Annotated in this window: 7 protein-coding genes; 6 read left to right on the plus strand and 1 reads right to left on the minus strand. The window is 35.6% G+C overall.

Translation table 11 applies throughout. The annotated features are described in order from the left end of the window. Positions 1 to 8 precede the first annotated feature (8 nt). Positions 9 to 3158, minus strand: a complete 3150-nt coding sequence (locus IPZ78_RS05585; protein WP_225552009.1) for a SusC/RagA family TonB-linked outer membrane protein — start codon at positions 3156 to 3158, stop codon at positions 9 to 11. 451 nt (positions 3159 to 3609) lie between these two features. On the opposite strand from IPZ78_RS05585, the gene IPZ78_RS05590 reads away from it, so the two are divergent. The 6 genes from IPZ78_RS05590 to IPZ78_RS05615 all read left to right on the plus strand — a co-directional run bounded on the left by IPZ78_RS05590 (position 3610) and on the right by IPZ78_RS05615 (position 17083). Beyond that, positions 3610 to 7680 carry a hybrid sensor histidine kinase/response regulator transcription factor gene (locus tag IPZ78_RS05590; protein WP_225552010.1) on the plus strand — a complete coding sequence of 1357 codons (4071 nt, stop codon included), beginning with the start codon at positions 3610 to 3612 and terminating at the stop codon, positions 7678 to 7680. 167 nt (positions 7681 to 7847) lie between these two features. Then, positions 7848 to 8507: a fructose-6-phosphate aldolase gene (fsa, locus tag IPZ78_RS05595; protein ID WP_225552011.1), complete on the plus strand. Its 660-nt coding sequence runs from the start codon at positions 7848 to 7850 to the stop codon at positions 8505 to 8507. Positions 8508 to 8603: 96 nt separating this feature from the next. After that, positions 8604 to 11324: a beta-galactosidase GalB gene (gene galB / locus IPZ78_RS05600; protein ID WP_225552012.1), complete on the plus strand. Its 2721-nt coding sequence runs from the start codon at positions 8604 to 8606 to the stop codon at positions 11322 to 11324. Between the two features lie 17 nt (positions 11325 to 11341). Further along, on the plus strand, positions 11342 to 13261 hold the full coding sequence (locus tag IPZ78_RS05605; protein WP_225552013.1) for an alpha/beta hydrolase-fold protein: 1920 nt from the start codon (positions 11342 to 11344) through the stop codon (positions 13259 to 13261). 2 nt (positions 13262 to 13263) lie between these two features. After that, a complete protein-coding gene (locus IPZ78_RS05610) occupies positions 13264 to 14613 on the plus strand; it encodes a glycoside hydrolase family 43 protein (RefSeq protein ID WP_225552014.1) in 1350 nt (449 codons plus the stop codon). A gap of 13 nt (positions 14614 to 14626) precedes the next feature. Continuing rightward, a complete protein-coding gene (locus tag IPZ78_RS05615; protein ID WP_225552015.1) occupies positions 14627 to 17083 on the plus strand; it encodes a glycoside hydrolase family 95 protein in 2457 nt (818 codons plus the stop codon). Positions 17084 to 17086 lie beyond the last annotated feature (3 nt).

Raw genomic sequence — 17086 nt, forward strand, 5'->3', positions numbered from 1 at the left:
TGCAAGTTTTAAAAAGTAATGTCTAATCCAATGTTATATCTTCTTAATGTAGGGTAAGCACCACCTGATGAGCCGCCTGCAAAATTGGACTCTCTATCATCAGGCATCTTAGTCCACAATAGAAGGTTATTTCCATTTAAGTAGATTCGACATGCATTTAATCCTAATTTTTTTATTGAGTTACCCTTTACTGTGTAGGCAACCTCTGCATTTTTTAGTCGTACGTATGATCCATCATATAAGTATCTTGTACCTTCACCACCAAAGGGAATGGCTGACGAATAACGTGGTAATGGAATGCTGCCTCCTCCATTTTCTTTTGTCCAATAGGTGCCTTCTACATAAGCTACATTGGATCCTGAGTAGGTATTGAATGTAGGGAATGTTACTTCGCGTGTTACATTATTTACACCGTAGAATTGTAAGAAAATAGATAAATTATTCCATTCTGCACCTACGCTAGCATTATATGTATTTCTTGGTGAACCAGAGTATTCATAAGGTGTAGAGTCAAATCTGTCAATCACACCATCGGCATTGAAATCGATAATGTTATAATCTCCAGCAAGTTTCATGTTATCATTTGATGTACGTTTTGTACTGCCATAGATATCATCCCAAGTTTGTAAATAGCCGTGATTTAAGAATGAACGAGCTTGACCTAAAGGCATGTTTTGTTGTTTTTGATATTCAGGAAGTAGCGATGGATCGTCTCTGAATAAAACGGTATTTTCGGCATAGGTCAAACTTGTATTTGCCCATAATCTCAAACCTGAGGCAAATTTATGATTAAGGTTTAACGTGAATTCGTAACCTTTTCCTTCTACACTACCCAAGTTTGCGATAGGAGCAGATTGTCCAAAGTATGAGGGTACAGCACGAGAGCCTCCCGAAATTAGAATATCTGTTCTCATATCTTGAAAGAAATCTATATCTCCTGATACGAACCCATTGAATAAGGAATATTCAATACCAAAATTTCTTTTCTCAACTTTTTCCCAAGCTATATAAGGGTTACCTAACGTATTAATTCTATAGAATGTATACGGGGTGTTTTGTAATGGACTTCCCATTTGTGTATTCCCACCAAAGCCCCATTGGTCATTATAAAGCCATCTACCTCCACCATTGTCATCACCAATTTTACCCCAAGATGCCCGTAATTTTAGGTTTCGTATAAACTTTACATTTTCCATGAATTTTTCATTGGAAACTATCCATCCAGCAGCTAAAGAAGGGAAGAAGTCGAAACGGTAATCTGGTCCAAATTTCTCAGATCCATTGTATGCACCGTTTGCTTCGAATAAATATCTTCTGTCATAATCATATACTGTACGGAATACCCAATCTTCACGATATCGAGCAAACTCACTACCTCTAGCAAATTTTTCACGCATGAAGACTCCTGTTGCACTAACTTCGTGTTTTCCAATAGTTTTGGAATAGTTTAGTTGACCTGAATAATTGATGCGACGATATGTAGCACCTTTATCAACTGATCCACTTTGGTTACTCCAACGAATCATATCCATTTGATCCATGTTAGTTGATAGATCGATAGGATCAAATATCATGTTGCCAGTTGCTGGATCAATCCATTTTTTTACAGGTTGATTGGGATCTGTGACACCACGACCATTTTCTCTAAAAGTATTGTCTATAGAGTAATTGGCTCTGAATGTAAGTCCAGGCAGTAAACTATTTAAATCCTGATTGATAGTAAAGTCGGTCGTTAGTTGAGTTTGTGTGCTTTTTTCTGCTCCAGAGAAAGCTAGTATATACATAGAGTTGGGTACATCATGGTCACGCTGTGGATAATATCCCCATGTACCATCGGAATATATTGGACGCATTGCATCTGGTGCTGTACGATATACAGATGTCCAGAAGCGTCCATCATTACCCCCAACTCCAAAAGGATACTGCCTTACTCCATTAGAGCCAAATAATTTGGTGGAAAATTTAGTTGTTTTTGATAAACTAAAGTCTAAATTACTTCTAACGTTTAGTCTATCATATCTAAAATTGGACTTGTAGCCGCGATTATTTTCGAAAGTTTTGAACAAGTCACCTTCACCAACATAGTCAATTGAAGCAAAGTATTTTACAATATCGCTTCCACCTTGAACATTGACGTTGGCTCCGTAAGAGGTTGCGTATTCACGAAACAATTCTTCTTCCCAGTCCGTATTTGGATATCGATCCCATTCTTCATCATTCAAAGGATTGCGGTATTTCAATAATATTTCTTCCGGTCTGATGTGTGCCCAAGTAGTAGGCAGTACCATTAATTCATTTTCAACAACTCTGTTTCTTAGGGATAATCCATCATAGGAGTCATATTTACTTGGTAGTTTTGAAGGTACTTTAGCAGTCGAGTTTACTCGGCCACGTATTGTTGCTTTACCTGCGATTCCTTCTTTGGTTTTAATTAAGATAACACCATTAGCGCCTTTTACACCAAAAACAGCAGTAGCAGAAGCATCTTTTAGTACTGAAATACTTTCTACTGAGGCAATATCTATTGTACCTATAGATCTTTCTATACCATCTACTAAGATGAGAGGAGAGCTACTATTCCAGGAAGTTTGCGCTCGAATTAGTATTTGTGGGTCTTCCCCACCAGGCATACCGGTCGATGATGTAGTCACAAGACCAGGCAAATTACCAGTAAGTGCCATCCCAAGATTGGTAACACCACCGGTTCGCTCTAGAACTTCACCCGTGGTCTGTGTTATTGCTCCTACAACACTTTCTTTACGTTGTTTTCCGTATCCTACGACAATGGTTTCTTCTATTTCGACAGAAGATTCCACAAGGATGATGTTTATATCCGTTTGGCTACCGATATTTTTCTCAATGGACTTGTATCCAACCATAGAGATTATAAGTGTGTTTTTACCTTGAGGAACATTAATTACAAATCTTCCCTGTGCTGAGGAGGTTGTAATCGTGTTTGCGTCTTTGACTCTTATGGACGCACCTTCAATAGCTTTATTGTTTTCGTCTAGTACTGTGCCTTGTATCCGCTTATAGGATTGGGCTTGTACTATTGAGGTAGTAAATAAGAATAATAGCAGAAAAAATCCATAGGATAAATATTTTAGTTTAGATTTTTTCAAATGCCAAATGTGACTGATAGTATATTTTATCATCATAGCATCTAGTTTTATAAATTGGTTAATTATTTCTGATGAATATTATTCAGTACGTAGTACTTTTTGGGGTCGGTTATTACCACGAGGTTTATTTTTACGTTTTTGTATCATTTTTTCATTTCATAGGAGTTTATTTATTGGTTAAGGTTGATGTAAAATTTCAGACAATAAAAAATGTTATATATCTATAAGCATAGAATATTCATTTAATACTGTTGAGAATTCATAAGTAAATAAGTTTATAATTGTTGTATCAAAGCTAGTATAATGTTATTTTTTGGCAAGAGTAAGAATGTCAAAATGAATGCAAAGAATGTCAAATAATATTGCATTTGAATCGTTTTCCTAAAAATGTGTTTCAAGCTTTGTATTATTTAATTATATTCGAACAACGATGCTTTATCGTTAATAAGCTTGCATAACCAATACATCTATCTAGTAAAATTTAATAATGAGAAAATATCTTTTGCCGTTACTGTTTTTTGTTTCTATAGGATTTCTATTTGGACAAGAGTTGCCTGTATCCTTTCAGCGGTATTACTCTAAGGATGGACTATCTTCAAATACTATTTATAGCATTTATAGAGATTCATATGGTTTTTTATGGTTAGGTACGGAAGATGGACTTAATAGGTATGATGGACGCACATATAAGGTATATAGACATGATACAAATAACGAATTAGGTCTAAGAGCGAATCATATAAATTCCTTATGCGAAGATGAAGAGGGGAGAGTTTGGATTGGGACTACAGGTGGTGGACTTAGTTATTATGACAGAAAATTAGACAAGATAATAGCATATGAAAAAACACCCGACAATAGATTACTTAGTCCTGCTATTACATCATTGGGAAAGGATTTTAAGGGTAATCTCTGGGTAAGTTCGTATGGTGATTTAAGCATTATAAATACAAAAAATATTAATTCTTTACCTGATAAATCGTACGCTAAAGTTATCAATTTCTTTCTAGCAAAATTTACTCGTTTCATTTACAGAGATCGTAATAATCAAATGTGGGTATCCACAAATGGATTTATCTATAAAATCTCAAGTGATTTTAGTGAAATAATTGAATATAAGATTCCTTCAACTGGCGGTATTACTATTGAGATCAGTTCTATAACGGAGGATAAGCAGGGTAAAATATGGGCAGGGTCATCGCATGGATTGTTTTTTATCGATAAGTATAATACAAAGTTTAAAGCTTTGGAGGAAGTGTCCAACATTCAGTTGAGTAGTAAAAGGGTATATGCATTAGGACAAGATAATAAAGGTGGTGTATGGATAGGCACGGATAATGGGTTAGATGTGCTTAATACTGAGCGATTTGCGATAGAGAGGTTTAAGCCAGATGTATCCAATATTCATAGTTTAAGTCATAAATCTATTCGGAGTATATTCGTGGATCAATTTGGAATCTATTGGGTTGGAACGTATCAAGGCGGATTAAATAAATATGATACGAATCTAAGTCAATTTGGACTAAAGGGGATTAACGTCTGGGATCGTCGAAGTGAGAGTACAAGCATGATAACTTCATTTCTTGAGTATAATAATAATGTTTTAGTGGGGGTCGATGGTGGAGGATTGTACTTATATAATAGAGCAAATGATAAGATCCAAGTTCTAGATGAATTCAAAAGCATCAAAAACTTGACGGTATTGACTTTACAAGGTAATCAAGATGAGGTGTATATTGGTACATATCAGCAAGGCGTGATCCGCTATAATTTTAATTCAAAAATATTTAAACACTATAAAGCTGGAAATAGCATTGAGGAGCTTAACCATAATGAAGTCTTTTGTCTTACGAAAGACTCAAAGGGAAACTTATGGATCGGAACGAACGGTGGAGGTATTAATATTTTGGATGCGAAAACAGGAACGGTTAGAAAATATCTTGCTGAAGAAAAATCTGACAATGCTAATATTAGGCCACCTAGTAACTTTATTCGGTCTTTAAAGCAAGATAACGAGGGTAGAATGTGGATAGGAACATATGGAGCTGGAGTCTCCATATATGATCCTAAGTCTAATCAAACTGTTTTATACAATAGAGAGAATTCGGGCTTACCTAGTAATTATATTTTATCAATTCATCACGATATGAATGGTACCACTTGGGTTGGGACCAACGGAAATGGTGTTGGGGTACTAACGAAAGGTGATTCAAAATTTAGCGTCCTTACAGAGCAAGATGGGTTAATTAATGGCGTTATTCAAAGTATTGTAGAGGCATATCCAGGAAAAATTTGGTTTAGTACGAATAGAGGATTAAGTTGTTACAATACAACGAAAAAGGTGTTTAAGAACTATACACAAGCTGCAGGTTTACAGCAAGGTTCGTTTATGCTGGGGGCGGGATTGAAAATGTCCGATGGAGAGATGTTTTTTGGTGGACAGAATGGCTTTAATCACTTTTATCCGAACAATTTAAAAATCAATAAAAATCCAGCTCGTGTGGTGCTGACTGATTTGAAAATTGATAACCAGTTGGTTTTTCCTTCTGAAGACGGGCCTATTCAATCTACCCTGCAAACTTCTGACATTATAAAATTAGATTTTAAACAGAATTTTTCAATTTCATTTGCTGCGTTAAACTTTACTGTACCCGAAGAAAATCACTACGAATATCGTCTGGTAGGGTTTGATAAAAATTGGATAAGTGTAGATAATGATCTGAGTGCTTATTATACCAATTTAGATCCCGGAGATTATGTTTTCGAAGTACGAGGAAGTAATAATGATGGGATTTGGGATGATACTATAACACATATCAAAATAGAGGTCGCGCCACCATTTTGGCGGACAATTTATGCCTATATATTTTATTTAATTGTCATTGCAGGAACTCTATTATTTATAAGACATCGTGGTATTAAGAATTTGAAGCAAAAGTTTGCTATAGAACAGGAGCGCATAAATGCGAGCCAGCTTATTGAACAACAAAAGAGAGAAGGGGAGGCATTGCACAAATTGGATCAGATGAAAATTAAGTTTTTAACCAATTTAAGTCACGAATTCCGAACACCAATTTCATTAATCGTAGGTCCTATCGATAACCTTATTCATCAAATACAAGATGCTAATGCAAGAAATCAATTAGATTTAATTAAGAGAAATGCGAAAAGATTGTTAAATCTTGTGAACCAATTGCTGGATTTTAGAAAAATGGAAGAGCATGAACTAAAACTGCAAAATTCTGATGGCGATTTGGTTGCTTATGTCCAAGAGGTATTTCAATCTTTCAATGATATGGCTATACAAAGAGATGTAGACTATTCATTTTATAGTTCTCAAGAAAAGTTATATGCCTCATTTGATGAAAATAAGATTGAACGCATATTCTTTAATCTTATTTCCAATGCTTTCAAATTTACGGAAAAGGGCGGCGATATTGCCATTCGTATAAGTGCCGTGGATTATCAGGAGAATAACAAAGTAAAAGTCTCATTTGAGGTTCGAGATACAGGAATAGGTATTCCTAAAGAAGTTCAAGAAGCAATTTTTGATAGTTTTTTTCAACATGATACAGCAGGTAAAGTGCTTAATCAAGGTTCTGGAATAGGACTTTCGATTGCGGAGTCATTTGTGAACATGTATGGAGGAAAAATAAAAGTAGATAGTGAATTGGGTAAGGGGAGTGTGTTCTATTTTGATTTGTTGTTGGATTCTTTGGAAAGAACAATTGTTGATTCTATGAATGTGAGTATAGCAGAAGAGCCCGAATTAGACCCTAATTTAAGAAATAAGCCATCTTTATTAATTGTAGAAGATGATGATGATTTCAGAGATTACTTAAAGGAAATCCTTAATGATTCCTACAAAGTTTTAGAAGCTAATAATGGTAAAGAAGGATGGCAAAAGGCGCTTTTTCATCATCCAGATATTGTTTTATGTGATGTACAAATGCCCTTGATGAATGGCATGGAGTTGGCAAATAAAATGGCTCAGGATAAACGAACTAAACATATTCCAATAGTGTTGATGACTGCCTCTCAAGTGGAAAACGGCTTAATTTGTGGTTTGGAGTCAGGTGCTGTGGATTATATCACCAAGCCATTTGATATTGGCGTGTTGTTAGCGAAAGTTAATAGCTTGTTGATTTTGCATCAGGCATTTAAAGATGTGTACAGTAAGCAGGTTTCAATCGCCGTTCCAGAGATTGCAATTGTTTCAGAGAAGGATAAATTTTTGAAAAATGTGTTGAACTATGTGTATGAAAATATAGATAATCCGCAGTTATCTGTAGAGGCACTCAGTTCTCATTTATTTATGAGTAGAGCATCACTATATAATAGACTTTTGGAATATACGGGTATGTCACCGGTTGATTTTATTCGATCTGTAAAATTAGAGAAGGCAGCGAATCTATTAGAAAAAAGTGATAAGACAATTTCTGAAATAGCCTATGAAACTGGCTTTGCAAATCCCAATTATTTCACAAAGGTGTTCAAAGTAAAATATCAAATGACTCCTAGTGAATATATTCATGCAATGAAAAAGGATAAAGTTTAGGTTTTTACGTTAACCTAATGGTTAAGAGCCTTCAAAGTGGCTATTTTGACATTTTTACCCTTATTTTTTTTATATGTTTCAGTCCTTAGGTTTAGAATCATATAGATTTGTTTCATTGACAAAAGTCAAAACAATTATAAACTGAGATAATAATATCTATTAAAGACATGAAATTTTTTATTGATACAGCCAATTTGCAACAAATTAAAGAGGCCCAAGATTTAGGGGTATTAGATGGGGTAACAACTAACCCTTCCTTAATGGCTAAAGAGGGAATAAGCGGAGATGACAACGTAATTAATCACTACAAAGCTATTTGCGGTATTGTGGATGGTGATGTAAGTGCCGAAGTGATTTCTACAAAATATGAAGAAATGATTACAGAAGGTGAGCGATTGGCAGCATTGGATTCTAAAATAGTAGTTAAGGTGCCGATGATCAAAGATGGGATAAAGGCAATTAAGTATTTCAGTCAAAAGGGGATAAAAACCAATTGTACATTGGTTTTTTCCGCGGGGCAAGCATTGTTAGCTGCTAAAGCTGGTGCTACATATGTATCACCTTTTATAGGGCGATTGGATGATATTTCTGTTGATGGTTTAGGTTTGATTGAAGAAATTCGAGAAATATATGATAACTACGGGTTTCAAACACAAATTTTAGCGGCTTCAGTTCGTCATAGCACTCATATTTTGGGATGTGCTAAGATTGGTGCCGATGTGATGACTGGACCACTTTCTGCTATTTTGTCGTTACTTAAGCACCCCTTAACTGATTCAGGTTTAGCTCAATTTCTGGCAGACTATGAAAATGTAAAACAAAAATAAATTAACAACTGATAGAAGCTCTTTTGGTTTAGAGGGTAAATAAACTAAGTAAACTACGAGATAACATTATATAACCAGTATAAACCTCTTTTAATCATGAACATCAAAAGCCAATGCATTTTGCTTTGCTTTTTAATCTCATTAGCTTTCAAAATAAGTTTTGGACAGACAAAAAGTACTGTCCGAGAGCGGATTTTGTTAAAAGATGGATGGAAGTTTTTTAGATATGAGAATGCTACTGATACGCTAATATATGATGTTCGACCAGAAGTAAATGAAGATATTGACAAACGCGAAGCTGATGCAAGACCTGTTGAAGGTGACAAGGCTACAGCCAAGCAAATGGTGTTGAAATCGTGGATTTTGCCAACAGGAAATGATTTTTTGAAGGATTTGGCAAAACATCATAAAAGACCAAAAGGTAATCCAGGCGAAAATTTCCCCTTTGTGCAGCATGATTTTGATGATCAAAAATGGGAGAGTATTAGTATTCCGCATGACTGGGCAATACGAAAAGATTTTTATAAAGGTTGGGATGCTCCTATTGGAGGAGGTATGGGAAGATTGCCGGTGCATGGTGTAGGATGGTATCGTAATAAATTGGAAATTACAAATAGGGATAATAATAAATCTATCTATTTAGATATAGATGGTGCTATGTCCTATGCTATGGTATGGATCAATGGTAAGCTTGCAGGTGGTTGGCCTTATGGGTATACTTCATTTCGAATTAATTTAACTCCATATTTAAAGTACGGTGGAGAAAATCAAATTGCGATACGTATAGATAACCCTCCAGCATCCTCTCGCTGGTATCCTGGGGCAGGTATCTATAGAAATGTATGGCTTACCAAGACAAGTCTGACACAGGTGGGGCATTGGGGAACTCATATTACTGCTAGAGAAATTTCTGAAAAAACTGCTAAAGTTCATTTGGATGTCAATGTGAAAAATGAGAGTGATAAGTCTCAAAAGGTAAAACTAATTACTTCTTGTTATCATTTAGATCAAAATGGTAAGTATGGTCATAAGGCTGATTTTTCATTTGAGCCTATAGAAAAAAATATTCCAGCCGAAAAAGATTTTGTTTTTCAATCGGCTGTTTTGGTAAATAATCCTAAGTTGTGGGGGCCTGCTCCAGAGCAAATTCCAAACCGATACATTGCTATTACCAAAGTCTATGTAGGTACTGAATTAGTAGATGAATATACAACTAAATTTGGTATTCGCTCATTGAAATTTGATGCTTCAAAGGGATTATTTGTAAATGGGAAATCAGTAGTAATGAAAGGTGTTAATCAACATCATGATTTAGGATCATTGGGTACTGCATTCAATGTCAGTGCAGCAAAACGTCAACTGGATATGTTATTGGAGGTTGGCTGTAATGCCATCCGCATGGCGCATAACCCACCTGCTACTGAATTATTGGAATTAACGGATAGTCTTGGTTTTCTGGTTATTGATGAAATTTATGATAATTGGAAATTACGAAAAACTCCGTTAGACTTTCATCTAATTTTTGATGATTGGTATGAACAAGATTTGCGTGCTTTTATTCGAAGGGACAGGAATCATCCCTCTATAATCATGTGGAGCTATGGAAATGAGGTAGGAGAGCAATATACAGATCAAGAAGGTGCAATTCTGTCGTCCAAATTGAACGATATAGTCAAAGAAGAAGACTCTACACGTCCTACAACAGTATCGATGAATTATGCGAAAGCACATATGCCTTTCGCTAAAGTTGCAGATATTATTAGTCTTAATTACCAAGGAGAAGGAATTCGAAATGCTCCTGCTTATAGTCATCTTAAAGGAATTACAGCCCCACCATCTTTTCCAACATTCAGACAATATCATCCCGATAAAATGATTGTTAGTAGTGAAAATGCAGCAGCAGTAAGTAGCAGAGGAGAATACTATTTCCCTGTGTTCAAAGAAAATAGTGCACCTGTGGCCAATGGTCAAGGGGGAAATGATGAAATAGCTCAAGTGAGTAGTTATGAATTGTATACCGTACCATTTGGTTCTAGTGCAGATAAAGTTTTTACTACAATGGATGCAAATCCTTTCGTTGCTGGTGGATTTGTATGGACAGGATGGGATTACTTGGGTGAACCTACGCCATATTACCAATCCAAAAGTTCGTATTTCGGAATTATAGATTTAGCTGGATTCAAAAAAGATAGATTTTATTTATATCAATCTTATTGGCGTTCGGATTTTCCGATGGCACATATTTTACCACATTGGAATTGGGAAAATAGCCTTAATGATACAGTTCCTGTACATGTTTTTACTTCAGGAGATGAAGGAGAATTATTCTTAAATGGAAAGTCATTAGGCACCCGGAAAAAGCATGCTGGAGAATATCGTCTTCGTTGGGACGATGTGCGTTATCAGCCCGGTGATTTGCATGTAATTACCTACAAAAATGGCAAAAAATGGGCGGAAAATAAAGTTTCTACTTCTAGAGAAGCATATGCGATAAAAATGTCAGCGGATAAAAATGCAATAAAAAGAAATACTGATGATTTGATTTTTGTAACGGTAGAGGTCGTTGATAAAAACGGATTAACTGTTCCTACGGCAAAGCATGAATTAGTATTCTCTATAGATGGAGGTGCAGAAATTGTTGCGACAGACAATGGTGATGCTAATGATTTAACTTCCTTCTCATCTTTAAAGAGAAACGCATTTAATGGTAAAGCATTAGTAATAATTAAAGGACTAAAGAATTATGAAGGTAATGCAAAAATATGGGTAAAGTCTGAAGGCTTACTTAAAGGAGAAATTGAATTGAACGTGAATTAGTCAAATAAATACTAATTATGATGAAAAAAACTTTGATTATACTACTTTTCTTATCTTTTATTTTAAAAGGTAATGCGCAGCAAGCTAAAATTGCGCCTGAAGGTTTTGATGTCAAAAGGCAACTCTCGCATTATGGGAAAATTGATACTATTACTTATCCTTCAAAGACAGTTGGAGCAAATAGAAGAGCGTTAATATATACCCCTCCGGGATATTCTAAATCAAAAAAATACCCCGTATTGTATCTGTTACATGGTATTGGAGGGGACGAGAAAGAATGGTATAACAATGGAACTCCACAAGTTATTTTGGATAATTTGTATGCAGAAGGAAAAATCGAGCCTATGATTGTCGTTCTGCCAAATGGTCGTGCTATGAAAGATGATCGCGCTGTAGGCAATACAATGGCACAGGATAAGGTGGAAGCCTTCGCAACGTTTGAGAAAGATTTGCTAAATGACTTAATACCATATATCGAGAAGAAATTTCCTGTGAAAAAGGAGCAAACCAGTAGAGCTATTTTTGGACTCTCGATGGGAGGTGGTCAAGCATTGAACTTCGGTCTTGGTAACTTAGATGTATTTGCATGGGTAGGAGGATTCTCTTCTGCGCCAAACACACGTCAAAGAAAACAATTGCTTTCAAACCCTGATGTAGCAAGAAAAAAGCTCAAATTACTTTGGATTTCTTGCGGAGATCAAGATTGGTTGATAGCTAATAGTAAACGAACAAGTGATTATCTAAGGCAGGAAAAAGTACCTCATGTGTATTATTTAGAGCCGGGAGGTCATGATTTCAAGGTATGGAAAAATGACTTATATATGGTTTCTCAGTTATTATTCAAAGATGTGGATTATAAAAAATTAAATGATTTAAGTCCTATTGGGTATACTCCTGAAACTAACATCCGTAGAGCAAGATACCCACAAGTATACCCTAATAGCAAAGTACATTTTCAGATTCATGCTCCAGAAGTCAAGAAACTTCAAGTAGATTTTGGGAAAAAATATGATATGACTAAGGATGTGAATGGCACCTGGAGTGTAATAACGGATTCAATCAGTGAAGGAATTCATTATTATTCATTAATTGTAGATGGAATGTCGATAGCCGATCCTGCTAGTAAAACTTATTATGGAATGGGAAGAATGGCAAGCGGTATAGAAATTCCTTTTGCTGGCGGCGATTATTACGCCCTGAAAAATATTCCACATGGAGAGGTAAGAATAAGAAGATACTATTCACCTGTTTTGAGAGAATGGCGCCAATGTTATATATACGTGCCTGCAGGTTATGATCAATCCGCTGAAAGTTTTCCTGTTATGTATCTTTTGCACGGTGGTGGGGAAGACGAGACGGGATGGTTTAATCAAGGAAAAACGGATTTGATTATGGATAATCTTATTGCAGAAAAAAAAGCAAAACCTATGATTATAGTGATGATGGATGGGAATGTAAGTGTAGCGGGTGGAGGTAATGCATTTTCAGAAGCACCATTAAAGACGTTTGATAGAGAGTTAAAAGAAGTAGTAATGCCTTTTATCTCTTCCAATTATAAGGTAAAAAAGGGTCCCGAAAATACGGCTTTAGCTGGATTATCTATGGGGGGTATTCAAACATTATATGCAGGAGTAAAAGACTCACATTTGTTTTCAGCTTTAGGTGTTTTTAGTTCGGGATGGTTTGCGAATCAAAAAGAATTAACGGATCCGCAATATGCTTTAATGACGACCAATAAGGATGCGATTAATAAAAATATAAAATCATTCTGGATAGCAATGGGAGGTAAAGAAGATATCGCTCATAATAATTGTAAGATTATGCTGTCAAAATTTGACGAAATAGGCATAAAATATACGTATAGTGAATATCCTGGTGGACATACTTGGCCTGTTTGGCGTAATAATCTATATAAGTTTGCTCAAGTATTATTTTAAACATGAGACTTAAAAAAATATTTATTGTCAATTTTTTAATTGGAATTTTGAGTCTTTGCACAGTATTTCTATATGCGCAAAATCCAATAATCCAAACCAAATTTACAGCTGATCCAGCTTCATTAGTATATGATGGGCGTTTCTATGTATTTGCAGGAAGAGATGAAGCCTCTGAAGCAGGGAAATGGTTTAACATGAAGGAATGGAGAATATTTTCTTCTGCTGATATGGTTAATTGGACTGATCATGGACCTAGGTTAAAAGCATTAGATTTCTCATGGGCTAATGCTGACGCATGGGCAAGTCAATGTATTGAACATAATGGAAAGTTTTATTGGTATGTTTCGGTAAATCATAAAGAAATTAAAGGTAAAGCTATTGGTGTAGCCGTGAGCGACAATGTTTTGGGGCCTTATGTCGATGTACGAGGTTCAGCAATCATTACAAATGATATGACGCCTAATGGAGGTGATTTTGATGATATTGACCCATCAGTTTATGTTGATGAGGATGGCCAGGCCTACTTGTTTTGGGGAAATGGTAAATGCAAATACGTTAAATTAAACGCTGATATGATTAGTTTTTCGGGTGAAATCATGGATGTTGCCGTTCCTAAGTTTGGGGAAGCCCCATGGATTCACAAGCGTAATGGAATTTACTACCTATCATATTCATCGAGTTTGCCTTCGACAATAGAGTATTGTACTAGTAAATCTATTCATGGTCCTTGGGAATACAAAGGAAGATTATTAGAAACTGTTGAAAATTGTGCTACAAGTCATCAAGCTATATCCTTATTTAAAGACCGTTGGTACTTTGTTTATCATAACGGAAAATTGGAGACGGGTGGTAATCATAGAAGATCAGTGTGTATAGAAGAATTAAAATACAATGAAGACGGTACAATTTCGAAACTTACGAGTTCTAGTCTGGGTATCCATAATGCGATGAATACGATTAATCCTTATTCTAAAATAGAGGCTGAAACAATAGCATTGTCATCAGGAGTTCAGACAGTTGATTATGATAATTCAACGGTGTGTATAACTGGGATAAACAATAATGATTTCATACTGATTAAGAATGTTGATTTTGGCAAAATAGGGGCAACTAAGTTTAAGGCATCAGTATCCTCAGAGGATGATTTAGGGGCTATTGAAATCCGTTTGGGAAAACCTGGAGGAGAATTGATTGGTGTATATAAAATTCCAAATACTGGATCTTTCAAAAAATTTCAGGAAAAGGTAATTAACCATAAGAAGATAGTAGGTGTTCATGATCTCTATTTTATGTTTAAAGGGAGTTCTTCTAATAATTTATTTGATTTTGATTACTGGGTATTTGAGCAGTAAAACTATCTAGAATATGAGATTAATATCAGGAAATTTGATAATGACATTGGTTTTTGTAATATATTTTATTGCATTACCTGGATATGCTCAGCAGAATAATTCTTTGAGACTCCAATATTATGAACCTGCAGACGCAAAGGTTTGGGAACAAGCACTTCCTATAGGGAATGGTAGACTTGGAGCAATGATTTATGGTATTCCTGCTACAGAAGAAATTCAATTGAATGAGGAGACTATTTGGGCTGGGGGTCCATATCGAAATGATAACCCAAAGGCAGGTGTTAATTTGAAGAAGATTCAGCAATTGGTATTTGAAGGTAAAACAAAAGAAGCGGATAAATTACTCAACGAAACATTTTTTACCAAAACACATGGTATGCCATTTCAAACAGCAGGCAGCTTGTTAATTAATTTTCCAGGACATGATTCGTATCAAAAGTATTACCGCGAATTGGATATTGAGCAGGCCAAATCCATTTCGAGGTATGAGATAAATGGTGTTACATATACGCGAGAAATATTTTCTTCATTTTCGGACGATGTGATCATAGTGTCTATAAAAGCCAGCAAAAAAAATGCATTGACATTTGATTTGCAATACAAAAATCCAGCAAGACATACCGTCTCTGCAAAAGATAATATCTTGATATTAGAAGGTCGAGGTGGAGATCATGAAGGTATCAAAGGTGAAGTAATATATCAAACGCATACTACTGTAAAGAATGTGGATGGTCTAGTCAATATTGTTGATAACAAATTGCAGGTTAAAAATGCAACTTCTGTTGTCGTGTATATTTCTATTGGAACTAATTTTATTAATTATAAATCCGTAGCAGGTGATGCTGGACAGCAAGCAGAATCAAAATTGTCAGCAGCATTGAAAGTGAATTATTCGGATGCTTTGGAATCACATTCGAAGTTTTACAATGCACAGTTTAATACTTTTAAGTTAGATTTAGGAAAAACTACAGCTGTGGACGAGATTTCGACTACAGAGAGAATTCGACAATTTCAAAAAACACAAGATCCTTCATTGGTTACATTATTGACACAATTTGGACGATACCTATTGATTTGTTCTTCACAACCAAATGGACAACCAGCAAACTTGCAGGGAATCTGGAATAATTCGCTCTATCCAGCTTGGGATAGTAAATACACCATCAATATTAATACAGAAATGAATTATTGGCCTGCAGAATCAACTAATTTATCACATACGCACAGACCTTTGATTCAAATGGTTAAGGAGTTATCTGAAAGTGGTAAAGAAACTGCAAAATCATTATACAATGCAGAAGGGTGGGTAGCACATCACAATACAGATGTGTGGCGCGTAACAAGCCCAATTGATTTTGCTGCTGCAGGAATGTGGTTTACTGGAGGAACGTGGTTAGCGCAACATTTGTGGGAACATTATCTCTATAATGGAGATAAAAAATATTTACGTGAGGTATATCCAATACTGAAAAGTGCTAGTGATTTTTTACTATCTACATTGATTCCACATCCAAAATATCAAGATAAAGGTTGGATGGTTCTATCCCCATCGATTTCACCAGAGCATGGTCCTATGGCGGCAGGTGTGACAATGGACAATCAATTGGTATTTGATATGTTGACACGTACAGCTTTGGCTAATGAAATATTAGGAGAAGAGACCTCTTACAGAGACAAATTAAGAGCAATGGCAAAACGTATTCCACCTATGCAAGTTGGAAAACATACCCAATTGCAAGAGTGGTTGGAAGATGTAGATGACCCCAAAAATGAACATAGACACGTATCACATTTGTATGGTTTGTATCCAGGGAATCAAATTTCACCATATTCTACACCAGCGCTTTTTGAGGCATCGCGCAATTCTTTACGCTATCGTGGTGATTTTGCTACAGGTTGGTCAATTGGTTGGAAAGTGAATCTTTGGGCAAGATTGTTAGATGGCAACCACGCTTACAAAATTATCAATAACATGTTGACATTAGCGGATAAAGATAATAGAGACGGTCGTACATATCCCAATATGTTTACGGCTCATCCACCATTTCAAATTGATGGGAATTTTGGTTTGACTGCTGGTGTCGCAGAGATGCTTATTCAAAGTCATGATGGAGCAGTTCACGTATTGCCAGCGTTACCTAGCGCATGGAAAAAAGGTTCTGTACAAGGCATTAAGGCACGTGGAGGTTTTGAAATAGATATGCAGTGGTCAGATGCGTTAGTAAATACATTAAAGGTAAAATCAGTTATTGGGGGAAATTTAAGATTACGATCTTATGTTCCTCTAAAAGGAAAGGGTTTAAAAGTAGCAAAAGGAATGAACAAAAATATCCTATTAAATAGAGAAATCGGAGCGACAGCACTAGTCTCAAATCAAGCAAATTTAAAAGGAAATAACCTGCAAAAGGTATATGAATATGATATTCAAACTACGGCAGGGAAAACTTATTCATTCAGTATAAATAAGTAAAAA

Origin of the sequence: Sphingobacterium bovistauri (assembly GCF_020295405.1) — a bacterium.
GTDB lineage: Bacteria > Bacteroidota > Bacteroidia > Sphingobacteriales > Sphingobacteriaceae > Sphingobacterium > Sphingobacterium bovistauri.